Here is a 23,297-nt window from a genome sequence, read left to right on the forward strand (position 1 = left end):
AAATGTATGATTGACAAGTTTTTCACTATCGATTCACGCGCTGACAACAGCGGCCGGTGAAGACTGTCACGCGATTGATAATAAGGAATAAAAAAAATGGACTATTTGAAGACAGCCCCCCTGCGCTTTTTGCTGCTGGTCAGCGGCATCTGGCTGGCGATATTTTTTCTGACTCGAACAGTCCTGCTCCTCACGCATCTGGATGAGGCCGGCAGCGGATTTCTGTCGGTGTTCGGTATCGGGCTGCTCTACGACCTTGGTTTCATTGCCTACGCGGCACTGCCCATGGGGCTCTACCTGTTGCTGTGCCCGCCGGCTCTTTGGCGCACCCGTGGCCATCGCTGGTTCCTTCAAGGTCTGCTGACCGTCAGTCTGTTCGCGATGCTGTTCACCGCGGTGGCCGAGTGGCTGTTCTGGGATGAGTTCGGCGTGCGCTTCAACTTCATCGCCGTCGACTACCTGGTGTATTCCGACGAAGTACTGAACAACCTGCTGGAGTCGTACCCGATCGGCACGCTGCTGAGCATCCTCGCCGTGTTGGCCGTGGTCCTGAGCCTTGTATTGCGTAAAGCTTTCAACGCTGCACTCGATGCGCCGTTACCCCCGCTGCGTGGCCGTCTGCTGAATGCGCTCGGTTTGCTGACCATCGCCGGCCTGAGCCTGCAACTGCTCAGCCAGGACGCCCCGCGCGCCCAGGGCGGCAACGCCTATCAGAACGAATTGGCGAGCAACGGTCCCTACCAGTTCTTCGCCGCGTTCCGTAACAACGAACTGGACTACCCACAGTTCTACAGCACGCTGCCGGCGGAAGTGGTTGCCCAGCAGATTCGCGCCGAACTGGCAGAACCCGATGCCCGCTTCGTGGGTCAGGACCCGCAGGACATCCGTCGGCAAATCGATAACCCGGGCACGTTGCGCAAGCCCAACATCGTGCTGGTCACCATTGAAAGTTTCAGCGCCAAGTACATGGGCAGCAACGGCGACACCCGCAACCTGACGCCCAACCTTGATGCCTTGCGCCAACAGAGCCTGTATTTCAATAACTTCTACGCCACCGGCACCCGCACCGATCGCGGCCTGGAAGCCATCACCCTGGCGATTCCGCCAACGCCCGGTCGCTCGATCGTCAAGCGCGTGGGTCGTGAAAGCGGTTTTGCCAGCCTTGGCCAGCAACTCAATGCCGTGGGCTATGACAGCGTATTTGTTTACGGCGGCCGCGGTTATTTCGACAACATGAATGCGTTCTTCAGTGGCAATGGTTATCGCGTCGTAGACCAGAGCAGCGTCGAGGAGTCGGAGATTCACTTCAAGAATGCCTGGGGCATGGCAGACGAAGATCTCTACAATCAGACACTGAAACTGGCCGATGCCGACTATGCCAAACAGCAGCCATTCCTGCTGCAGTTGATGACGACGTCCAACCATCGCCCTTACACCTATCCGGACAACCGGATCGACATCAAGTCCGGCAACGGCCGTGACGGCGCGGTGAAATACACCGACTACGCCATCGGTCGGTTTCTCGATCAGGCGCGTCAGAAACCCTGGTTTGACAATACAATCTTCGTCTTTGTCGCGGACCACACCGCAGGCAGCGCCGGCAAGGAAGACTTGCCCATCGCCAACTATCAGATTCCGCTGTTCATCTATGCACCCAAGTTGATCGAGGCTCGGGAAACTGCACAATTGGCCAGCCAGATCGATCTGGCGCCGACCTTGCTCGGCCTGCTCAATCTGGATTATGAATCGACATTCTTTGGACGTAACCTGTTGCAGGATAACCCGCTGCCGCCACGGGTGGTCGTCGGTAACTACCAGCACCTGGGGTTGTTCGACGGCAAGGACCTGGCGATTTTGAGCCCTCGCCAGGGATTGCGTCGCCACGATGACGCGCTGACCGAAAGCCGCGAGTCCCGGTCGACCGCCAATGACCCGTTGATCACCCGCGCCATCACTTATTACCAAACCGCCAGTTATGGCTTCAAGCAACAGCTACTTGGCTGGAAGGCGCCCAAGGAGGGTGCCGGTCAAGTCGGCGAACGTTAACCGAATCGCCCCGGGCTGACGCCCCGGGGCTTTTTCCTTTGTTCAGGATCCACCATGTCATCAACCGCTGTCCGCCCTGCCCCGCGCTCACTCAACTTTTGGGTGTGCCTGGGGGTTCCCGCCGTTGCGGCGATCATTCTGGTGTTGCTCGAACTGACCTCACTGGACATGGACCTTGCCAAGCTGTTCTACGACCCGGTCGCGGGTGACTTCATCGGACGGCACAGTTACTTCCTGGAAAACATCCTGCACGATCGCGCCAAGCAAGTCGTCATCGCCTTCTCGGTGTTTGCCGTCCTCGGCTTCATCGCCTCGTTCTTCATGGCCAGGCTTAAACCGTACAAGCGGGAACTGGGTTGCCTGGTGTTGTCCCTGGGCCTGGCGACCTCCTTTGTCACGCCAATGAAAGCGGTGACGGCGGTGCAATGCCCATGGAGCCTTGAGCAGTTCGGCGGTCATGAGACGTACAGCGAACTGTTGAGCCCTCGCCCGCATACCGATAAACCGGGACGCTGCTGGCCTGGCGGCCATGCGGCCACCGGCTTCACCCTGTTTGCCCTGTTTTTCGTACTGCGTGATCGTCGCCCGCGCATGGCTCGTGCGGCATTTGTCTTTGCATTTGCCCTGGGTTCGGTGTTTTCCATCGGGCGGATGATGCAGGGGGCGCACTTTTTCTCGCACAACGTGTGGACGGCGGTGTTCTGCTGGCTGATTTGCCTGGGGTCTTACTACTGCATTCTTTATCGGCCTGCTTCCCGAACCGACGCTGTTGCCAAAGCACAACCGGTGAGTGCCTGAAACACAGATCGAAAATGTGGGAGCGGGCTTGCTCGCGAAAGCGGTTCAACATTCAACAAACATGTTGTCTGACACATCGCTTTCGCGAGCAAGCCCGCTCCCACACTAGACCGAGGCGTCCTTCAAATTCCCGGCAATAAAAAACCCCGCCTGCTGTCGCAGGCGGGGTTTTTTCGTACAGGGGTAAGGCTGGCTTACATCATGCCGCCCATGCCGCCCATACCGCCCATGTCTGGCATACCGCCGCCAGCACCGCCGTCTTTCTTCGGTGCATCAGCAACAGCAGCTTCGGTGGTCAGGATCAGACCGCCGATCGAGGCTGCAGCTTGCAGAGCCGAACGGGTAACCTTGGTTGGGTCCAGGATGCCCATTTCGATCATGTCGCCGTATTCGCCAGTCGCAGCGTTGTAGCCGAAGCTGCCTTCGCCGTTCTTGACCTTGTCGACAACTACACTTGGCTCGTCGCCGGAGTTGGCAACGATCTGGCGCAGTGGCGCTTCAACAGCGCGACGCAGAACAGCGATACCCACGTCCTGATCGGCGTTGTCGCCTTTCAGTTCGGTCAGTGCTTCCAGAGCACGGATCAGGGCCACGCCACCGCCAGGTACCACGCCTTCTTCAACGGCTGCACGGGTAGCGTGCAGGGCGTCTTCAACGCGGGCTTTCTTCTCTTTCATTTCAACTTCGGAACCAGCGCCAACCTTGATCACTGCAACGCCGCCGGACAGCTTGGCCAGACGCTCTTGCAGTTTTTCACGGTCGTAGTCCGAGGAAGTCTCGGCAACCTGGGCACGGATCTGAGCGATGCGTGCTTCGATGTCGCCGTGTACGCCAGCACCGTCAACGATGATGGTGTTTTCCTTGGACAGGGTCACGCGCTTGGCGCTGCCCAGGTTTTCCAGGGTTGCGCTTTCCAGGCTCAGGCCGATCTCTTCGGAGATCACGGTACCGCCGGTCAGAACGGCGATATCCTGCAGCATGGCCTTGCGACGGTCGCCGAAGCCTGGCGCCTTGACGGCTGCGACTTTGACGATGCCACGCATGTTGTTCACAACCAGAGTCGCCAGGGCTTCGCCTTCAACGTCTTCGGCCACGATCAGCAGTGGACGGCCGGCTTTGGCAACGGCTTCCAGCACTGGCAGCATTTCGCGGATGTTCGAGATCTTCTTGTCGACCAGCAGGATCAGCGGGCCGTCCAGCTCAGCGACCATGGTCTCTGGCTTGTTGACGAAGTACGGGGACAGGTAGCCACGGTCGAACTGCATGCCTTCAACAACCGACAGTTCGTTTTCCAGGCCCGAGCCTTCTTCAACGGTGATCACGCCTTCTTTACCGACTTTTTCCATGGCTTCGGCAATGATGTCGCCGATGGAGTTGTCGGAGTTGGCGGAGATGGTACCTACCTGAGCGATAGCCTTGGTGTCGGCGCATGGCTTGGACAGGGCTTTGAGCTCTTTGACGATCGCGATGGTCGCCTTGTCGATACCGCGCTTCAGATCCATCGGGTTCATGCCGGCAGCGACGGCTTTCAGGCCTTCGTTGACGATCGACTGAGCCAGAACGGTAGCGGTGGTGGTGCCGTCGCCTGCGTCATCGTTGGCACGGGAGGCAACGTCTTTGACCAGCTGCGCGCCCATGTTTTCGAAACGGTCTTCCAGTTCGATTTCTTTGGCTACGGAAACGCCGTCCTTGGTGATGGTCGGAGCGCCGAAGCTCTTCTCGATGATCACGTTACGGCCTTTCGGGCCCAGGGTCGCTTTTACTGCGTCAGCCAGGACGTTGACACCGGTGAGCATTTTCTTGCGGGCGGAATCGCCGAATTTAACTTCTTTAGCAGCCATGATCGATATTCCTTAAATACTTTGAAGTAGCGGGAAAATGAGCGGGTAATCAGCCTTCGATAACAGCGAGGATTTCGTTCTCGCTCATTACCAGCAGGTCTTCGCCGTCGACTTTCACAGTGTTGCTGCCGGAGTAAGGACCGAACACAACCTTGTCGCCCACTTTCACGGACAGTGCACGCACTTCACCGCTTTCCAGTACGCGGCCGGTGCCTACAGCGAGGATTTCGCCGCTGTTGGCTTTTTCAGCAGCCGAACCTGGCAGGACGATACCGCCAGCGGTTTTCTTTTCTTCTTCGCTGCGACGGATGACGACGCGGTCATGCAGAGGACGAAGCTTCATTGTCGATCTCTCCTAATTGTGGTTTTCATCGGCCGGTGTAGTCCCGGCGGGTTTAACAAAGGCCGGCGGTGCCGGTTGCGGTTCGTCAAGCGAACCGCGGAAGTCTGTCTGGCGTGTTCGCCAGAAACCTTGCGGTGACCGTTACATAAGGGCGCATAAGCTTATTACAAGGGCGGGCAGCGAAAAATTTTCAGCTCGATGCCCCGCAAACGAACACGGCACCCGAAGGTGCCGTGTCGATGGGCGTTTTACTTGGTATCGCGGTGTTCGAACTCGCCTTCGATCACATTCGGTTCACGCCCCAAAGGCTCGCGGGGGGCTGGACCGCCACGGGCCTGGAGGTCGTCGGCGAACGCGCGCTGACGCATGGCCTGCTCTTCGGCGCGCTGGCGCATCTTGCCCGCCAGCAGACGGCGACTGAACGGCAGCAGCATGATCAGGCCGATCATATCGCTGATGAAACCCGGAAGAATCAGCAGGCCACCGGCCAAAGCCAGCATCAGGCCTTCGAGCATGGTCTGGGCCGGCAACTCACCGCGGTTCAGGCTTTCACGGGCACGCAGGGCCGTGGCCAGGCCGGCGATGCGCAGCACGAACACACCGAACATCGAGCCGAGAATGATCAGCAGCAGGGCCGGGAAAAACCCGATGGCCCCTGCCACCTTGACGAATACGAACAGCTCCAACACCGGGAACAGCAGAAAGAGCAACAAAAAAGGGCGCATCAAATGGTTCCTCAACGCAAGAATGCCTTGCCAGTTCACCTTAGATGACGTCGCCGTTTCGTGAATTCAAGCGTCGGCCACTTCATTTTTCGGCCAATGTTCGGCGTGAGCCAGAGAAACCAAGGCTTCGCGGACTTGTGTCGGCGTATTACAAGGAGCTTGAAACGGCAACCAGTAAAGGCTCTGGCCGATACGCAGGTGCATGCCTTCGGTATCGATGCCGGCCATTTGCGCCGGCACGTTTTTCGGCAGCCCGGCCAGCTCGACGTAATGGGCGATGGCCTTGGCGTGATCCGCGTTCATGTGCTCGACCATGCTCACTTCGGCCTTGCCGGCGAACGGGTTGGCCAGAGTCAGGTCGTTGACCCAATGAATCGCGCCAAAACCGCCGATGTAACGGTGGCGCACCGGCTTGAGCACCCAGAAGTCGAAATCGTGGGCCTTGTGATAACCCTGCGACTCCGGGAAGTAGCGGTAGTAACGCTCGGAAGCGGCTTCGATGGCGGCTTCGTCTTCGAGCTGCTGTGCCTCAGCCAGGTAGGTCAGGCGACCAACGGCTTGCACATCCTCAGCCCCACGCTCACCCACGAACAGCGAGCATTTCGGGTCTTTCTGCAGATTATGGGTGTGCTGGGCGATGCGGCTGATCAGGATCAGCGGCCGGCCCTGCTCATCCAGGCAGTACGGAACCACGGAGCCGAACGGAAAACCGGGCATTGACTTGGAGTGCGTCGAGAGCACTCCACGGTATTCCTTGAGGAGCAATTCTCGTGCATGCTTAGCCGCTTCAACGCTCAATTTATGACTCCTTAAATAGAATCCGTCATAAAAACGGACAAGCTGCTGGTGAAAGTCCCAGCATGCCATCGGGGGCAGTTCTCATGTGCAGCCGGGCCACATCAGGCGCAGATCGAGAGGCTCTCTACAAGGAAACCACTCAGACCTGCTACCGGGGGACATGCGAATGCAACTCACTGACAAAGTAATCATTATCACTGGCGGTTGCCAGGGTTTAGGTCGCTCCATGGCCGAGTATTTCGCCGGCAAGGGCGCGAAGCTCGCCCTGGTCGACCTCAATCAGGAAAAACTCGACGCCGCTGTCACGGCCTGCAAGGCCAAGGGTGTCGAAGCCCGAGCTTACCTGTGCAACGTCGCCAACGAAGAGCAAGTGACCCACATGGTCGCCCAGGTCGCCGAAGATTTCGGCGCGATCCACGGCCTGATCAACAATGCCGGGATCCTGCGTGACGGCCTGTTGCTCAAGGTCAAGGATGGCGAAATGACCAAGATGAGCCTGGCCCAGTGGCAGTCGGTCATCGACGTCAACCTGACCGGCGTGTTCCTGTGCACCCGTGAAGTCGCGGCGAAAATGGTCGAGCTGAACAACAGCGGCGCGATCATCAATATCTCGTCGATTTCCCGTGCCGGCAACATCGGCCAGACCAACTACTCGGCGGCCAAGGCCGGTGTCGCTGCGGCGACCGTGACCTGGGCCAAGGAACTGGCGCGCTACGGCATTCGCGTGGCCGGCATTGCACCGGGCTTCATCGAAACCGAGATGACCCTGGGCATGAAGCCTGAAGCGCTGGAAAAAATGACTGCCGGCATTCCGCTCAAGCGTATGGGCAAGCCGGAAGAGATCGCACATTCGGCGGCGTACATCTTCGAGAACGACTATTACACCGGTCGGATTCTGGAGATGGATGGCGGGTTGCGGATCTAAGGCAAGATCAAAAGATCGCAGCCTTCGGCAGCTCCTACAGGGTGAACATCAATCCCGTGTAGGAGCTGCCGCAGGCTGCGATCTTTTAACAGGAATCAATCGTCGCTGATGCTGATGTTCGGCATCGCCGGCGTCAAAGCTTCCTGCAATACGATCCGCGCACCGACATGACGGGCCAGCTCCTGGTAAACCATGGCGATCTGGCTGTCAGGCTCGGCGATCACCGTCGGCTTGCCGCTATCGGCCTGTTCGCGGATGACCATCGACAGCGGCAACGAGGCCAGCAGCTCGACGCCATACTGGTTGGCCAGCTTCACGCCACCACCCTCACCGAACAGATGCTCGGCATGTCCGCAGTTGGAGCAGATGTGCACGGCCATGTTTTCCACCACGCCCAGCACCGGGATGTTGACCTTGCGGAACATTTCCACGCCCTTGCGCGCGTCCAGCAAAGCCAGGTCCTGCGGGGTGGTCACGATGACCGCACCGGCCACCGGCACTTTCTGCGCCAGGGTCAGCTGGATGTCACCGGTACCCGGCGGCATGTCGATGACCAGGTAATCCAGATCGCCCCACGCGGTCTGGGTCACCAGTTGCAGCAAGGCGCCGGAGACCATCGGACCACGCCAGACCATCGGTGTGTTGTCATCGGTGAGAAAGGCCATGGACATCACTTCGACGCCATGGGACTTGAGCGGAACGAACCATTTCTGATCCTTGACCTCAGGACGAGTGCGCTCCGGGATACCAAACATGATGCCCTGGCTCGGACCGTAGATGTCCGCATCGAGAATCCCGACCTTGGCGCCTTCGCGGGCCAGGGCCAAAGCCAGGTTGGCCGCGGTGGTGGATTTGCCCACGCCCCCCTTGCCGGACGCCACGGCCACGACGTTCTTGACGTTGGCCAGCCCCGGGATCTGCGCCTGGGCCTTGTGCGCGGCAATCACGCTGGTGATATCGACTTTGGCACTCGACACGCCGTCCAGACCTTGAATGGCCATTTCCAGCATCTGCGCCCAGCCACTCTTGAACAGACCGGCGGCGTAACCCAATTCGAGCTGGACGCTGACGCGGTCGCCCTGGATGTCGATGTTGCGCACGCACCCGGCGCTGACCGGGTCCTGGTTCAGGTAAGGGTCGGTGTATTGGCGAAGGACGGCTTCCACCGCTGCGCGATTGACGGCGCTCATGGGCAACTCCGAAAACGGGACTGGAAAAGATGATGGGTATCGTACCTCAAAAGATCGCAGCCTTCGGCAGCTCCTGTAGGAGCTGCCGAAGGCTGCGATCTTTTCTGGCTGCTCATCCAATGAAACAGGCTCACAGGATGAAAAATATGCGCCAGCGCTTTATAGTGGCCGACCTCCGTTTCATCAAGTAGCCGAGCCCCATGTCCGAGCCACGCAAGATCCTCGTCACCAGCGCCCTGCCCTATGCCAATGGTTCGATCCATCTTGGCCACATGCTGGAATACATCCAGACCGATATGTGGGTGCGCTTCCAGAAGCACCGCGGCAATCAATGCATCTATGTCTGCGCCGACGACGCCCACGGTTCGGCGATCATGCTGCGCGCGGAAAAGGAAGGCATCACCCCGGAACAACTGATCGCCAACGTCCAGGCTGAACACAGCGCCGACTTTGCCGAGTTCCTGGTCGACTTCGACAATTTCCACTCCACTCACGCCGAAGAAAACCGTGAGCTGTCGAGCCAGATCTACCTGAAGCTGCGTGACGCCGGGCACATCGCCACACGCTCGATCACCCAGTATTTCGACCCGGAAAAGAAAATGTTCCTGGCCGACCGCTTCATCAAGGGCACCTGCCCGAAATGCGGCACCGAAGACCAGTACGGCGACAACTGCGAAAAATGCGGCGCGACCTACGCGCCAACCGACCTGAAGGATCCGAAGTCGGCCATCTCCGGCGCCACCCCGGTGCTCAAGGATTCCCAGCACTTCTTCTTCAAGCTGCCAGACTTCCAGCAAATGCTGCAGACCTGGACCCGCAGCGGCACCCTGCAGGATGCCGTGGCCAACAAGATCGCCGAATGGCTGGATGCCGGCCTGCAACAGTGGGACATCTCCCGCGATGCGCCGTACTTCGGTTTCGAGATCCCCGACGAGCCGGGCAAATACTTCTACGTGTGGCTGGATGCGCCGATCGGCTACATGGCCAGCTTCAAGAACCTGTGCAACCGCACGCCGGAGCTGGACTTCGACGCGTTCTGGGGCAAGGACTCCACCGCTGAGCTGTACCACTTCATCGGCAAGGACATCGTCAACTTCCACGCCCTGTTCTGGCCAGCCATGCTCGAAGGCGCCGGCTACCGCAAGCCGACCGGGATCAACGTGCACGGCTACCTGACCGTCAACGGCCAGAAGATGTCCAAGTCCCGCGGCACGTTCATCAAGGCCCGCACCTACCTGGATCACCTGTCGCCGGAATACCTGCGCTACTACTACGCGTCCAAGCTCGGGCGTGGCGTCGACGACCTCGACCTGAACCTCGAAGACTTCGTGCAGAAGGTCAACTCGGACCTGGTGGGCAAGGTCGTCAACATCGCCAGCCGTTGTGCCGGCTTCATTCACAAAGGCAATGCTGGCGTGATGGTCGACACCAACGCCGCGCCTGAACTGACCGACGCATTCCTGGCCGCCGCGCCAGGCATTGCCGACGCCTACGAAGCCCGCGACTTCGCCCGCGCCATGCGCGAGATCATGGGCCTGGCCGACCGCGCCAACGCCTGGATCGCCGACAAGGCTCCGTGGTCGCTGAACAAGCAGGAAGGCAAGCAGGATGAAGTCCAGGCGATCTGCGCCACCGGCGTCAACCTGTTCCGCCAGTTGGTGATCTTCCTCAAGCCTGTGCTGCCGCTGCTGGCCGCCGACGCCGAGGCGTTCCTCAACGTCGCACCGCTGACCTGGAACGACCACGCGACCTTGCTCGCCAACCATCAGTTGAACGAGTTCAAGCCGTTGATGACCCGCATCGACCCGGTCAAGGTGCAAGCCATGACCGACGCCTCGAAAGAAGACCTGACCGCCAGCCAGACCGACACCGGCGAAGCCGCACCTGCCGGCAATGGCGAACTGGCCAAGGATCCTCTGTCGCCGGAAATCGAGTTCGACACCTTCGCGGCAGTCGATTTGCGCGTCGCGCTGATCGTCAAGGCCGAACATGTGGAAGGCGCCGACAAGCTGCTGCGCCTGACCCTGGACATCGGTGACGAGCAACGCAACGTGTTCTCCGGGATCAAGAGCGCTTACCCGGACCCGTCCAAGCTCGATGGCCGCCTGACCATGATGATCGCCAACCTCAAGCCACGGAAAATGAAGTTCGGCATCTCCGAAGGCATGGTGATGGCAGCCGGTCCTGGCGGTGAAGAGATCTACCTGCTCAGCCCCGACAGCGGCGCCAAGCCGGGTCAGCGCATCAAGTAAGATCTGCGGCAAACCGATCCCACAGTCGTGCCTGGCGCGACTGTGGGATTTTCATGTCTGGCCCATACTGACTCCTGTAGGAGCTGCCGCAGGCTGCGATCTTGGCTTTTGTAAGAGCAAGATCAAAAGATCGCAGCCTGCGGCAGCTCCTACAGAGTTATCCAGCATCGGATATGGACGATCATGACCGAAACGCTTCTGACGCTTATCAGTGCAGCCCTGATCAACAACCTCGTGTTGCACTGGCCGCTGGGCGTCGATCCGCTGTTGGCCGGCCAGCGCCGTCAGGTCCATGCCTTGGGCATTGCGACGACGTGCCTGATGCTGATCGTGGGCATGCTCGGTTACGCGCTCTATCACTGGCTGCTGATGCCGCTGCAATTGACGGCGCTGCGTCTGTTTGTGTTTCTGCCATTGAGCGTGTTGCTGATCGGCCCGTTGCTGAAGCTGCTGGCGCGGGTGTTTTCGACACTGTCGTTCGAAGGCCTCTGGCCGTTGCTGCTTGGCAATGCCGGCGTACTCGGCGTGGCCTTGCTCAATGTTCAGGAGGACAAAGGCTTGTTTCACGCCACAGCCTTGAGCCTCGGTGCCGGGTTGGGTTTCTGGCTGGTGTTGAGCCTGTTCACTGATTTGCGTGAACGTACGGCCGACAACGATGTGCCCCTGCCCTTTCGCGGCCTGCCGATCGACCTGATCGGTGCCGGCCTGATCGCAGTGGTTTTTCTCGGATTCAGCGGACTGATCAAAACATGAGTCTGATTCAACTCATCGACGCACTCTTGCCGCAAACCCAATGCGGCAAGTGCGGCCACCCCGGGTGCAAGCCCTACGCCGAAGGCATTGCCAGCGGCGAGCCGATCAACAAGTGCCCGCCCGGCGGCAACGAAACCATCGCGGCCCTGGCCGAGTTGCTGAAGGTGCCGGTGCTGGAGCTGGACATCACCCGCGGCTCGGCACCTGCACAGATCGCCTATATCCGCGAGGCCGAGTGTATCGGTTGCACCAAGTGTATTCAGGCCTGTCCGATCGATGCCATTGTCGGGGCGGCCAAACTGATGCACACGGTGATCATCGATGAGTGCACCGGTTGCGACCTCTGCGTAGCACCCTGCCCGGTAGACTGCATCGAAATGCGCCCGCTACCGCTGGACACCGTATTACCGGTTGTCGGGGGCCTGGCCCTCACACCGCAAGCGCAGCAGGCCCGTGCCCTCAAGCGCGATCACGCGCGGCGCCGCTTCGAACAGCGCAATGCCCGCTTGCAGCGCGAAGAGCAACAGAAAATCGCCGAACGCCAGGCCCGACAACGTGCCACGCAACCTAGCGAAGCGACAGTCGACCCGGTACAGGCCGCCCTCGAGCGCGTCCGCGCACAGAAAGCCGCCACTGCCGATGCCGCGCTGAAAAAGGCGAAGATCGATGTGGCGATGAGTCGGGCGCAGCTGCACAAGTCGCTGAAAGCCTTCGGACATCCACCGACCTTCGAACAGCAATCGCAGTTGATTGTCCTGCAACAGCAATTCGAAGACGCCGAACAAAACCTGGCGCAACTGGAAAGCACCGCGCCACCGGCCACTGCGCAGACGGTCGCAACGGTGTCGTCAAATGATGCCGATCTGAAACGGGCCAAGATCCAGTTGGCCATGCGCCGTGCCGAACTCAAGAAGGCTCAGGCCAACGAAGCACCGGCGGAGCACATCGAAGCCCTGGAGCGCGCACTCGGCGAAGCCGAACGCCAGGTGAACGCCCATGCCAGCCCTTGAAACCGTTGATGAGCGCCTGCAGCAGGCCATGAAGCTGGTGCTGCTGGCTACGCTGCCGGGAGTGCTCGCCGCGTTCTGGCTATACGGCTGGGGCGTGTTGATCAACCTGGTTCTGGCGGCCGCTGCTGCGCTGGCCGTTGAAGCGGCCGTCGTGCAATGGCGCAAGCGACCGCTGGTGCCAACCCTGAGTGACGGTAGCGCGCTGGTCAGTGCCACCTTGCTGGCCCTGGCGCTGCCGCCCTACTGCCCATGGTGGCTGCCCCTCAGTGCCGCTGCCTTTGCGATGATCTTTGGCAAACACTTGTATGGCGGCGTCGGCTCAAATCCCTTCAACCCGGCGATGCTCGGATTTGCTTTGGTGCTGGTGGCCTTCCCCCAACCCATGACCCATTGGCCATCGCCCCATGTCATGGACCTGTTGAGTGGCTTGCAGCAAGTGTTCGGTGTCGGCCAGGCACCGGATGCGTGGGTGCAGGCCACGGCACTGGACAGCCTGCGGATCAACAAAAGCCTGACCATGGATGAACTGTTTGCCGGCAATCCGGCATTCGGCCACTACGGCGGACGCGGTGTGGAGTGGGTGAACCTGGCGTTTCTGGCGGGCGGAATGTTTCTCCTGCAACGAAGAGTGATCAGTTGGCATGCCCCGGTCGGCATGCTGGCCAGCCTGTTCGTCATCAGCCTGCTGTGCTGGAACGGTTCGGGCTCCGATTCCCATGGCTCGCCGCTGTTTCATCTGCTGACCGGTGCGACCATGCTGGGGGCGTTCTTCATCATTACCGAACCGGTGTCCGGCGCCAGAAGCCCTGGGGCAAAACTGCTGTTCGGCGTCGGCGTCGGGCTCCTGACTTATCTGATTCGTACCTGGGGCGGCTATCCGGACGGCATCGCCTTTGCCGTGCTGTTGATGAATCTGTGCGTGCCGGCGCTGGAGCGGTTCGTGGCGGCCAGACAACAGCCGGAGGCGTCATGAGCCGGACATCAAGCATCGCGCTTCTGGTATTTTTGGCCGCACTGGGCATGGGTGTGACGTACTTCGTGCAACTCGGCAGCGCGCCGCGCATTGCAGCCGAACAGCACCTGCTCGACAGCCGGAATCTGCTCGACTTGATACCGTCAGACAGCTACGACAATCAACCACTCGACCACCCCATGTGGATCGAAACAACCACCCTGGCAAACAGCACCTTGCTCGGTGGCTATCTGGCGACACGGGGCGACCAGCCTGTCGCGGTGTTGCTGCGCAGTCAAACCCTTGGCTACGCCGGCGCCATCGAGCTACTGATCGCTGTCGACGCCAATGGCAGGTTGCTTGGCGTCAAAACCCTCAAACAGTCGGAAACACCTGGGCTGGGGGCCCGGATCGCCGACTGGCCCAATGGCTGGCTGCAGATTTTTTCCGGAAAATCCCGAACAGAACCCGCTGACAGCGGCTGGGCGCTGAAAAAGGATCAGGGGCAGTTCGATCAGATCGCAGGCGCAACCATCACCTCAAGAGCGGTGATCAATGCCGTGCACGACGCCTTGCGCTACTTTGATGAACACCGGCAACAACTGCTCGGGAATCCTGCCCATGGATAACTCATCGACGCTGCGCAACGCCCTGATGCTGACGCCGCTGATCGGCGCCACCCACTCGCTGATGGCCGCACTTGGCCTGTGCCTGATGTTCATGGTGGTGACCCAGTTGTTCAGCCTGGCCATGGGCGCCCTGCGCCCCCGACTGGTCCCGGCGGCCCGCTTGCCGGCCAGCGTTCTGTTGGCCGCCACGCTCACCAGTTGCGCGGAACTCATGGCACAAGCCTGGTCGCTGCAATGGCAGCAGCATCTGGGGTTTTATGGCGCCATGATCGCCTTGCAATGCGTCGTACTGGAGCACACCGGGTACTTTCAGAACGGCTGGCGCCAGCGCCTGGAACTCAGTGGCCTGTTTGTCACGCTGATGATCGCTATGGGACTGCTGCGCGAACTCATCGGCAACGCAACCCTCGGAAACCGACTGTCGTGGCTGTCCGGTGCAACGCAAGCTGACTGGCAAGGCTGGGTGCTGGTGGCCGATGGCGGTCTGCACCTGGCCACATTGGTCCCTGGCGGGTTCATTCTGCTCGGACTCCTGATCGCCGCCTGGCAGGCCTGGCGCCCCAAACCCACCCATTGATTGCCTACGAGGAAACGCACTGCCCATGAATGCCGCAAAACGTCTGGAAATTTTCCGCAGGCTGCACGAAGACAACCCGGAACCCAAGACCGAACTGGCCTATTCCTCACCGTTCGAATTGCTGATTGCCGTGATTCTCTCGGCGCAGTCAACCGATGTCGGCGTCAACAAGGCCACCGCCAGACTGTTCCCGGTTGCCAATACCCCGGCAGCGATCCACGCCCTGGGTGTCGAGGGACTGTCGGAGTACATCAAGACCATCGGCCTGTACAACAGCAAAGCGAAAAACGTGATCGAAACCTGCCGCTTGCTGGTCGAGCGTCATGCCGGTGAAGTGCCGCAAACCCGCGAAGAGCTGGAAGCGCTGCCCGGCGTCGGCCGCAAAACCGCCAACGTGGTACTCAATACGGCATTCCGTCAGCTGACCATGGCTGTCGACACGCATATTTTCAGGGTCAGCAACCGCACCGGCATTGCGCCCGGCAAGAATGTGGTGGAAGTCGAGAAAAAACTGATGAAGTTCGTGCCCAGGGAGTACCTGCTCGACTCCCATCACTGGCTGATCCTTCACGGCCGCTATGTCTGCCTCGCCCGCAAGCCCCGATGCGGAAGCTGCCGGATCGAAGACTTGTGCGAATACAAGCACAAAACCTCCGATGATTGAGGCGCTATTAGGATTATTGATTTGCCGATTGAAAAAATCTTTTTTACCCGCCGGGAGATTGTCGATATAAGGAGCGCCAAAGGCCTTCTTAGCCTGGAGCAACTAAATGAGTACTGGCAAAGAGCAATTGGACGTAGAAGACGACTTCACCACCGCCGAAACCGATGACGCCGAGCCGGTGGTTGAAGTAGCGAAAACTAATCTGAGCAAACGCCGCACCATCGACAATCTGCTGGAGGAGCGCCGACTGCAAAAGCAATTGGCCGACTACGATTTTGACTTATGACACCTGAAAGCCTCCCGAAACGGAGGCTTTTTTTTAAGTGCCATACTTCGGTAAACACCCCTCGTCGCGCAGATGCGCCATCACACCAGACCATTGCGTTGTGCCAGTTCGATCAAATCGACCAGGGACCGTGCATTGAGCTTGAGCAACAGGCGGGTCTTGTAAGTACTGACTGTTTTATTGCTCAAAAACATTCCATCGGCAATTTCCTTATTGGTCTTCCCTCTGGCCAATTGCTGCAAGACCATCATTTCCCGCCCCGACAACCGATCAACCATGTCGGCCTCACTGGCGTTCCCCAAACTGCAACGCACGGTATGCAAGGCTTGATTGGGAAAGTAACTGTAGCCTGACAACACGGCCTTTATTGCACTGAGCAACTCCGTCAGGTCTTGCTGTTTGCAGACATAACCGGCTGCACCGGATTGCATGCAACGCATGGAAAAATGCCCCGGTGCCTGGGAAGTCAGGATCAGCACTTTCATCGGCATTGAGGTCGAGGACAAACGCGCGATGACTTCCAATCCGTCCAGCTTCGGAATCCCGATATCCAGAATGACAATATCCGGCGTAAGTTCACGAGCTAGTTGCAGTGCATCCACACCATTATCGGTTTCTGCAATAACTTCGTAGCCATGACGTTCCATTAGCATACGTACCGCAAGACGAATGACGGGGTGATCATCCACGATCAGCACTTTATTCATGGGCAAGTCCAATTTTCGCTGTTCGAATTTTTAGAGCCCGCACAATAGCCTAGTCGTTTCACCCATGGCATGTCGCCCCTTCCAACCACCCACACCAAGAGACATACCCTACAAACAACACGGATTTATCCTACAAAAATCCCTCGAACGGAATGAGTTGAAAACTGTATCAGCGTCATGGCGGCGCAGTTTTCAGCAATCGGCCCTATCGATTTACAACCAGAATTTTCCAAAAGCCAGCGTAAAAAGCTGCGCCCTGACAAACACAAGTATCTACTTCCGCGCTAAAACGTAACTGATATTTACACATTCAACATTCACACCAGAAATATCACACACCAGACATCCAATTACTCTTACAGCAAATTATATTTTTTGAGCAATCATTAAAACACCACCAGCGACCCTCAAAAAAACTCTAAAACAACTACATCAACCATACTTCAAAAACATTCAATAAATGAGAACTCAACATGAGCACAGAACATGACAGAAAGCTAATCACCAACCCAATGACTATCATTGCGATATTCGCAGCACTCTCTGAAACCTCGGCCGCCGTTTCTCTGCCCTTCCTTAACCAAGAGGAAAGAGAACTCTATGTCTGGTTTCTGATCAGCTTTCCGTTTTATTTACTTTTGCTTTTTTTCGCGACACTTAACTTCAACTACCGATCACTGTATGCGCCCTCCGATTTTGAAAAGGGAAAACATTTCATGAAGGTAATGGAAGATGCTGGGCGATCGGAAAAAAAAGTATCCGGGAAGCCGTCCGCGAATCCCGCTATGGAAACGTCAACGAATGGCCAGTCGTCAGCTCGGTCGCCCTGCGGCGCACAGGACCCGCCAACGGAGATAGGTCTGCACAGCACCGTCTACGTTCAGCATCAACTTCAGCTACCGGAATATGTAAAAGACCTTTGCATCGTTGATACACGCTGGATGAGCCAGGAGGTCGAATTTGAAACGCTGCTGGAAAAAATCCAGAAACCGCGGGAAAAGATGGCGTACGTGATTCTGTTTGTCACTTGTGCCATTTCAGAGACTTTACTGAAGGCCAGTGCGCTCAAGCATTCCAGGCAGACCAGGAAGCACTGCCCCGCCTTTTACATTGCCTACGATCCGGTCTCGCACCGGTTGACGGTCATTGATCAAGCCGGACAACCGGCAAACAACAACGCGTAGAGCAGGACAGGCCATTGGAAGGAGCAAGACAGGAAACCGTCAGCGGCAACGAATATCACCGACAACGCAGTAACTGGCATCACACCCCGTTTTCAGGTGCCTGACCTCGTCGAGGACGAGGTCAGGTTTCCATCACGAGTTCAAAGGTCTCAGAACAGCTTCCGGCCTTTGTTCGCCGCAATGCGCATGCGCAGGGCGTTGAGCTTGATGAAGCCCGCAGCATCCGCCTGGTTGTACGCGCCGCCATCTTCTTCGAACGTAGCGATGTTGGCGTCGAACAGCGAGTCGTCGGACTTGCGGCCAGTGACGATCACATTGCCCTTGTACAGCTTCAGGCGCACAACGCCGTTCACGTTGACCTGGGACGCATCGATCATCTGTTGCAGCATCAGACGCTCAGGGCTCCACCAGTAGCCGGTGTAGATCAGGCTGGCGTACTTGGGCATCAACTCGTCTTTGAGGTGAGCCACTTCGCGGTCCAGGGTGATCGATTCGATCGCACGGTGGGCACGCAGCATGATGGTGCCGCCAGGGGTTTCGTAGCAGCCACGGGACTTCATGCCCACATAGCGGTTCTCGACGATATCGAGACGACCGATACCGTGCTCGCCACCGATACGGTTCAGGGTCGCCAGCACGGTGGCCGGCGTCATTTCGACGCCATCCAGCGCGACGATATCGCCGTTGCGATAGGTCAGTTCCAGGTACTGCGGCTTGTCTGGAGCGTTTTCCGGGGAAACGGTCCAACGCCACATGTCTTCTTCGTGCTCGGTCCAGGTGTCTTCCAGCACGCCGCCTTCATAGGAAATGTGCAGCAGGTTGGCATCCATGGAGTACGGGGACTTCTTCTTGCCGTGACGCTCGATCGGGATCGCGTGCTTCGCGGCGTAGTCCATCAGCTTTTCACGGGACAGCAGGTCCCACTCACGCCAGGGGGCAATCACTTTCACGCCAGGTTTCAAGGCGTACGCGCCCAATTCGAAACGAACCTGGTCGTTGCCCTTGCCGGTGGCGCCATGGGAAATGGCGTCAGCGCCGGTTTCGTTGGCGATTTCGATCAGGCGCTTGGCGATCAGCGGACGAGCGATGGAAGTACCCAGCAGGTACTCGCCTTCGTAGACGGTGTTGGCGCGGAACATCGGGAAAACGAAATCGCGCACGAACTCTTCGCGCAAGTCGTCGATGTAGATCTCTTTGACGCCCATGGCCTGAGCCTTGGCGCGTGCAGGTTCGACCTCTTCGCCCTGACCCAGGTCAGCGGTGAAGGTCACCACTTCACAGTTATAAGTATCCTGCAGCCACTTGAGGATCACCGAAGTGTCCAGGCCGCCGGAATACGCCAGAACGACCTTGTTTACGTCCGCCATGCCATCACTCCACGGGGTTCTACGGAAAGCCGGGAAGTCTACCGCTCATGCAGGATAATTTACAGAGGCGCGACAGCTTATGACGACCAAGCGACAGAATCTGTCGAGAGCGCGACGATGACCGAAGAGTCAGGAAGTTTCCGAATTGGCCGTTTTCGTTGCTTGCGGGGCGACTTGTTCCGCGGGCGCTCCCCGCTCCAGGCGTACCGCTACCCGACGATTCTTCGCACGGTTGGCGTTGTTGGTATTGGGCGCCAGCGGATAACGTTCACCATGGAAACGCAAGGTGATTTGCGACTCCTGGATGCCGTTGGCCTTGAAGAAATCCATCACTGCCAGGGCCCGGCGCCGCGACAGGTCGCGATTGGTCAGGCGGTTGCCGCTGTTGTCGGAGTGACCGTCGAGCTCGATGTGATTGACCGTCGGATCAGCCTTCATGTACTCCAGCATGACCTGCAGCTTGGCTTTCGCGGCATTGTCGAGCTCGATACCGCCGCCAGGGAAGCCGATTTGGGATTGTTTCACCTGCTCGAAGTTCTGCGGCAACAGTTTGGCCACGCAGCCTTGATAATCGGCAAACGCCTGGGTGAACCTGACCGGCAGCAAGCGCACTTCCGACACCCGGCCATCTCCCGATGAATGACGAACCACCGGGCTGCGACCGTCCATCAAACCGCTGATCAGGCGTCCGGCCTGCACCTGTGAACTGTTGAACAACACGTTGCCGCTGCCGATTCTTACCGTGCCCAGGTTGATATCGTCACGCCCCGGTTGCCAGGGTGCGGCAGCGGCCAGCAAGGTCGCCGAACCTCCGCCCATCATCGGGTTATAGGCTTTCAGACGAAACGTTGCCTGCTCACCGGCCTTGCGCACGAACTCACCCGAACCGAAGTCGGTAATCGGCTGCGCCAGGCGGCATTCGAACTTGTCGCCTTCGACCGTCCACTCAATGCTCTCCAGGCGGGTCTGAAAAGTGAGCGCCATCGCGGGAAGGCTGGCAAACACACTGAGCAAGGCTAAATAACGCTGGCGCACGGGAGGCTCCACTGGCTTCTACAACAAAAAGACCGACACACACATGTTTACGGCATACCTGTTGGATATCGGAAGCTGGCGGCAAAACTTGATAGCGAGTGCCTGCAAGAGTCTTTTCCGGTAGCATTCCCTTGAGTTTGACCCGCCTGGAATCCCCTCATGTCCGACCGCCTGACCCTGCTGCGTCCCGACGACTGGCACATTCATCTTCGCGATGGTGCCGTGTTGACCAATACCGTCGCGGATGTTGCGCGCACCTTTGGCCGCGCCATCATCATGCCCAACCTGGTTCCACCGGTGCGCAACGCGGCCGAAGCCGACGGCTATCGCCAGCGGATTCTCGCTGCCCGCCCGGCCGGCAGCCCGTTCGAGCCGCTGATGGTCCTGTACCTGACCGACCGCACCCAGCCTGAAGAGATCCGTGAGGCCAAGGCCAGCGGATTCGTGCACGCCGCCAAGCTGTACCCGGCCGGCGCGACCACCAACTCGGACTCTGGTGTTACCAGCATCGACAAGATTTTTCCTGCACTCGAGGCCATGGCCGAAGTCGGGATGCCGCTGCTGATCCACGGCGAAGTCACCCGTGGCGATGTCGACGTGTTCGACCGCGAGAAAATCTTCATCGACGAGCACATGCGTCGTGTGGTCGAGCGTTTCCCGACGCTCAAGGTGGTGTTCGAACACATCACCACCGCTGACGCCGTGCAGTTCGTCAACTCGGCTTCGGCCAACGTGGGCGCGACCATCACTGCGCATCACCTGCTGTACAACCGCAACCACATGCTGGTGGGCGGGATTCGGCCGCATTTCTACTGCCTGCCGATCCTCAAGCGCAATACGCACCAGGAAGCCCTGCTCGACGCCGCCACCAGCGGCAGCGAAAAATTCTTCCTCGGCACCGACTCGGCCCCCCACGCCCAGCACGCCAAGGAAGCCGCTTGCGGTTGCGCCGGCTGCTACACCGCTTATGCGGCGATCGAGATGTACGCCGAAGCATTCGAACAGCGCAATGCGCTGGACAAGCTCGAAGCCTTCGCCAGCCTCAACGGCCCGCGTTTCTATGGCCTGCCGGCCAACACCGATCGCATCACCCTGGTCCGCGAAGAATGGACCGCCCCTGCCAGCCTGCCGTTTGGCGAGCTGACCGTTATCCCGCTGCGCGCCGGTGAAAAACTGCGCTGGCGCCTGCTGGAGGAACACGCGTGAGTGAAGACCATTTCGACGACGAACTGGAAGGCAATGGCGGCGGTGGCGGCTCCCGTCATCCAATGGCTGCCAGGTTTCGTGGTTACCTGCCGGTTGTCGTCGACGTAGAAACCGGTGGCTTCAACTCGGCCACCGACGCCCTGCTGGAAATCGCCGCGACCACCATCGCCATGGATGAAAAGGGTTTTGTCTACCCGGATCACACCTACTTCTTCCGGGTCGAGCCATTCGAAGGCGCGAACATTGAAGCGGCGGCCCTGGAATTCACCGGGATCAAGCTCGATCACCCGCTGCGCATGGCCGTGAGTGAAGAGTCTGCCCTGAACGATATCTTCCGCGGCGTGCGCAAGGCCCTCAAGGCCAACGGTTGCAAACGGGCGATCCTGGTCGGGCATAACAGCAGCTTCGACCTGGGCTTCCTGAACGCGGCGGTTGCGCGTCTGGACATGAAGCGCAATCCGTTCCATCCGTTCTCCAGTTTCGATACCGCGACGCTCGCTGGCCTGGCCTATGGCCAGACCGTGCTGGCCAAGGCGTGTCAGGCAGCGGACATCGACTTCGACGGTCGTGAGGCCCACTCGGCGCGCTATGACACCGAGAAGACGGCAGAGCTGTTCTGCGGCATCGTCAATCGCTGGAAACAGATGGGTGGCTGGGAAGACTTCGACGATTGATGGCTTTCTGTAGGAGCGAGCCTGCTCGCGATGGTCGTGAACGATGACGCGGGCGTTCTGGTTCCCCGCGGTGTTCTGACTCCATCGCGAGCAAGCTCGCTCCTACAGGGGTTTCAGTCGCAGATTTATTTCCGCGCATAAAAAAACCGGCCTCGATGGCCGGTTTTTTTATACCTGCAGCGTGCGCCTTACAGAGCGGCAGCGTGCTCGGTCAGGTAAGCCGCAACGCCTTCTGGCGAAGCGTTCATGCCTTTGTCGCCTTTTTTCCAGTTGGCAGGGCAGACTTCGCCGTGCTCTTCGTGGAATTGCAGAGCGTCGACCAGACGCAGCAGCTCTTCCATGTTACGGCCCAGCGGCAGGTCGTTGATGATCTGCGAACGGACAACGCCTTTGTCGTCGATCAGGAACGCGCCACGGAATGCCACGCCGTCAGCGGACTGAACGTCGTAGGCCTTCATGATTTCCTGCTTGATGTCGGCAGCCATGGTGTAGCGAACTTCGCCGATACCGCCATTGTTGACCGGGGTGTTGCGCCAGGCGTTGTGGGTGAAGTGCGAGTCGATCGACACTGCGACCACTTCAACGTTGCGCGCCTTGAACTCGGACATGCGGTTGTCCAGAGCGATCAGCTCGGACGGGCAAACGAAGGTGAAGTCCAGCGGGTAGAAGAACACCAGGCCGTATTTGCCTTTGATCGCCGAAGACAGGGTGAAGCTGTCTACGATCTCGCCATTGCCGAGTACGGCCGGTACGGTGAAGTCAGGGGCTTGTTTGCCTACGAGTACGCTCATTGGATATCTCCTGGTGTATTAGCGTGAGAAACAGGGTTCGCATCAGCCTGCCACCCTGAAGCGACAGCCCTGTGACACGAACCCCGGTCGCAAAAGACCGGCCATCATACACCGCGTGTTTGAGCTGGCTTAGCTGTTTTTTCCCGATACGATGAAATCCCCGACGGTTTTGTATCACCGGTTTGCCCTATAGACCGTTCGTCAGCCATCCTCGCTTATGACAAAAAGTACTCTGAAACCACTTTGACAATCATTCTCGTTAACATTAAGATCCATCGCAATTGAGTCACAATCAGCGACGGTCTTCCTTATGTATGTTTGCCTCTGCACTGGCGTCACCGACGGTCAAATCCGCGATGCGATCTATGAAGGATGCTGCAGCTACAAGGAAGTCCGTGTGGCTACCGGCGTTGCCAGTCAATGCGGAAAATGTGCCTGTCTTGCCAAGGAAGTGGTCCGCGAGACCCTGACCAAACTGCAAACGGCCCAGGCTGCAATTCCCTATCCAGCAGAATTTACAGCGGCTTAACTATCGAATTTCAAA

Annotated in this window: 24 protein-coding genes; 15 read left to right on the plus strand and 9 right to left on the minus strand. The window is 58.7% G+C overall.

Annotation, left to right across the window (positions count from 1 at the left end; genetic code table 11):
• Positions 1-96 precede the first annotated feature (96 nt).
• Together C9422_RS14400 and C9422_RS14405 are read left to right on the plus strand one after the other, a co-directional pair.
• Positions 97-2,046, plus strand: coding sequence for an LTA synthase family protein (locus tag C9422_RS14400; RefSeq protein ID WP_116581112.1), 1,950 nt, complete (start codon positions 97-99; stop codon positions 2,044-2,046).
• Between the two features lie 54 nt (positions 2,047-2,100).
• A complete protein-coding gene (locus C9422_RS14405; RefSeq protein ID WP_116581113.1) occupies positions 2,101-2,844 on the plus strand; it encodes a phosphatase PAP2 family protein in 744 nt (247 codons plus the stop codon).
• 194 nt (positions 2,845-3,038) lie between these two features.
• Here C9422_RS14405 and groL read toward each other — a convergent pair whose 3' ends face one another.
• The 4 genes from groL to C9422_RS14425 all read right to left on the minus strand — a co-directional run bounded on the left by groL (position 3,039) and on the right by C9422_RS14425 (position 6,551).
• The gene (gene groL, locus C9422_RS14410) at positions 3,039-4,685 is read right to left on the minus strand and encodes a chaperonin GroEL (RefSeq protein ID WP_102698443.1); all 1,647 of its coding nucleotides are present in this window, start codon (positions 4,683-4,685) and stop codon (positions 3,039-3,041) included.
• Between the two features lie 49 nt (positions 4,686-4,734).
• Positions 4,735-5,028 (minus strand): co-chaperone GroES, encoded by a 294-nt coding sequence (locus tag C9422_RS14415; protein ID WP_007978564.1) that lies wholly within the window; start codon positions 5,026-5,028, stop codon positions 4,735-4,737.
• A gap of 248 nt (positions 5,029-5,276) precedes the next feature.
• The gene (locus C9422_RS14420; protein WP_116581114.1) at positions 5,277-5,753 is read right to left on the minus strand and encodes an FxsA family protein; all 477 of its coding nucleotides are present in this window, start codon (positions 5,751-5,753) and stop codon (positions 5,277-5,279) included.
• 66 nt (positions 5,754-5,819) lie between these two features.
• Positions 5,820-6,551, minus strand: a complete 732-nt coding sequence (locus tag C9422_RS14425) for a HugZ family protein (RefSeq protein ID WP_007978561.1) — start codon at positions 6,549-6,551, stop codon at positions 5,820-5,822.
• Positions 6,552-6,717: 166 nt separating this feature from the next.
• Between C9422_RS14425 and C9422_RS14430 the strand changes: the two genes are divergently transcribed.
• Positions 6,718-7,476: an SDR family oxidoreductase gene (locus C9422_RS14430; RefSeq protein ID WP_116581115.1), complete on the plus strand. Its 759-nt coding sequence runs from the start codon at positions 6,718-6,720 to the stop codon at positions 7,474-7,476.
• A 95-nt stretch (positions 7,477-7,571) separates the two neighbouring features.
• On the opposite strand, the gene apbC is transcribed toward C9422_RS14430, so the two are convergent.
• Complete coding sequence (gene apbC / locus C9422_RS14435) at positions 7,572-8,666, minus strand: iron-sulfur cluster carrier protein ApbC (RefSeq protein ID WP_116581116.1); 1,095 nt, start codon at positions 8,664-8,666, stop codon at positions 7,572-7,574.
• Positions 8,667-8,866: 200 nt separating this feature from the next.
• On the opposite strand from apbC, the gene metG reads away from it, so the two are divergent.
• From metG to C9422_RS14475, 8 genes are all read left to right on the plus strand, one after another.
• A complete protein-coding gene (gene metG / locus C9422_RS14440) occupies positions 8,867-10,918 on the plus strand; it encodes a methionine--tRNA ligase (protein WP_116581117.1) in 2,052 nt (683 codons plus the stop codon).
• A 183-nt stretch (positions 10,919-11,101) separates the two neighbouring features.
• The gene (locus C9422_RS14445; RefSeq protein WP_116581118.1) at positions 11,102-11,671 is read left to right on the plus strand and encodes an electron transport complex protein RnfA; all 570 of its coding nucleotides are present in this window, start codon (positions 11,102-11,104) and stop codon (positions 11,669-11,671) included.
• Positions 11,668-12,681, plus strand: a complete 1,014-nt coding sequence (gene rsxB / locus C9422_RS14450; RefSeq protein WP_116581119.1) for an electron transport complex subunit RsxB — start codon at positions 11,668-11,670, stop codon at positions 12,679-12,681. Before C9422_RS14445 ends, rsxB begins: the two co-directional genes overlap by 4 nt.
• The gene (locus tag C9422_RS14455) at positions 12,668-13,654 is read left to right on the plus strand and encodes an RnfABCDGE type electron transport complex subunit D (protein ID WP_116581120.1); all 987 of its coding nucleotides are present in this window, start codon (positions 12,668-12,670) and stop codon (positions 13,652-13,654) included. The genes rsxB and C9422_RS14455 overlap by 14 nt, the downstream gene beginning before the upstream one ends.
• Entirely contained in the window at positions 13,651-14,262 is a 612-nt protein-coding gene (locus C9422_RS14460; RefSeq protein WP_116581121.1) for an RnfABCDGE type electron transport complex subunit G, read from the plus strand. The genes C9422_RS14455 and C9422_RS14460 overlap by 4 nt, the downstream gene beginning before the upstream one ends.
• A complete protein-coding gene (locus C9422_RS14465; protein ID WP_116581122.1) occupies positions 14,255-14,839 on the plus strand; it encodes an Rnf-Nqr domain containing protein in 585 nt (194 codons plus the stop codon). Before C9422_RS14460 ends, C9422_RS14465 begins: the two co-directional genes overlap by 8 nt.
• 25 nt (positions 14,840-14,864) lie before the next feature.
• Positions 14,865-15,503: an endonuclease III gene (nth, locus tag C9422_RS14470; RefSeq protein ID WP_008053529.1), complete on the plus strand. Its 639-nt coding sequence runs from the start codon at positions 14,865-14,867 to the stop codon at positions 15,501-15,503.
• Between the two features lie 106 nt (positions 15,504-15,609).
• Positions 15,610-15,789: a PA3496 family putative envelope integrity protein gene (locus tag C9422_RS14475; protein ID WP_007972325.1), complete on the plus strand. Its 180-nt coding sequence runs from the start codon at positions 15,610-15,612 to the stop codon at positions 15,787-15,789.
• Between the two features lie 80 nt (positions 15,790-15,869).
• Here the strand turns inward: C9422_RS14475 and C9422_RS14480 are convergent, their stop codons facing one another.
• On the minus strand, positions 15,870-16,496 hold the full coding sequence (locus C9422_RS14480; protein ID WP_007972324.1) for a response regulator transcription factor: 627 nt from the start codon (positions 16,494-16,496) through the stop codon (positions 15,870-15,872).
• A gap of 473 nt (positions 16,497-16,969) precedes the next feature.
• Here C9422_RS14480 and C9422_RS14485 point away from each other — a divergent pair, with 473 nt between their 5' ends.
• Positions 16,970-17,680: a hypothetical protein gene (locus C9422_RS14485; RefSeq protein ID WP_116581123.1), complete on the plus strand. Its 711-nt coding sequence runs from the start codon at positions 16,970-16,972 to the stop codon at positions 17,678-17,680.
• A 149-nt stretch (positions 17,681-17,829) separates the two neighbouring features.
• On the opposite strand, the gene C9422_RS14490 is transcribed toward C9422_RS14485, so the two are convergent.
• Both C9422_RS14490 and C9422_RS14495 read right to left on the minus strand, forming a co-directional pair.
• Positions 17,830-19,047: an argininosuccinate synthase gene (locus C9422_RS14490; protein ID WP_007972320.1), complete on the minus strand. Its 1,218-nt coding sequence runs from the start codon at positions 19,045-19,047 to the stop codon at positions 17,830-17,832.
• A 129-nt stretch (positions 19,048-19,176) separates the two neighbouring features.
• On the minus strand, positions 19,177-20,082 hold the full coding sequence (locus tag C9422_RS14495) for an OmpA family protein (RefSeq protein ID WP_116581124.1): 906 nt from the start codon (positions 20,080-20,082) through the stop codon (positions 19,177-19,179).
• A gap of 159 nt (positions 20,083-20,241) precedes the next feature.
• On the opposite strand from C9422_RS14495, the gene pyrC reads away from it, so the two are divergent.
• A complete protein-coding gene (gene pyrC, locus C9422_RS14500; protein ID WP_015096688.1) occupies positions 20,242-21,288 on the plus strand; it encodes a dihydroorotase in 1,047 nt (348 codons plus the stop codon).
• Positions 21,285-21,962: a ribonuclease T gene (gene rnt / locus C9422_RS14505; RefSeq protein WP_111279785.1), complete on the plus strand. Its 678-nt coding sequence runs from the start codon at positions 21,285-21,287 to the stop codon at positions 21,960-21,962. Before pyrC ends, rnt begins: the two co-directional genes overlap by 4 nt.
• Before the next feature lie 188 nt (positions 21,963-22,150).
• Here the strand turns inward: rnt and C9422_RS14510 are convergent, their stop codons facing one another.
• On the minus strand, positions 22,151-22,753 hold the full coding sequence (locus tag C9422_RS14510) for a peroxiredoxin (RefSeq protein ID WP_007971324.1): 603 nt from the start codon (positions 22,751-22,753) through the stop codon (positions 22,151-22,153).
• A gap of 310 nt (positions 22,754-23,063) precedes the next feature.
• Between C9422_RS14510 and C9422_RS14515 the strand changes: the two genes are divergently transcribed.
• Complete coding sequence (locus tag C9422_RS14515) at positions 23,064-23,282, plus strand: bacterioferritin-associated ferredoxin (protein WP_007985869.1); 219 nt, start codon at positions 23,064-23,066, stop codon at positions 23,280-23,282.
• The last annotated feature ends 15 nt before the right edge of the window (positions 23,283-23,297 follow it).

This window comes from Pseudomonas sp. B1(2018) (assembly GCF_003097365.1).
Classification (GTDB): Bacteria; Pseudomonadota; Gammaproteobacteria; order Pseudomonadales; family Pseudomonadaceae; genus Aquipseudomonas; species Aquipseudomonas laurylsulfatiphila.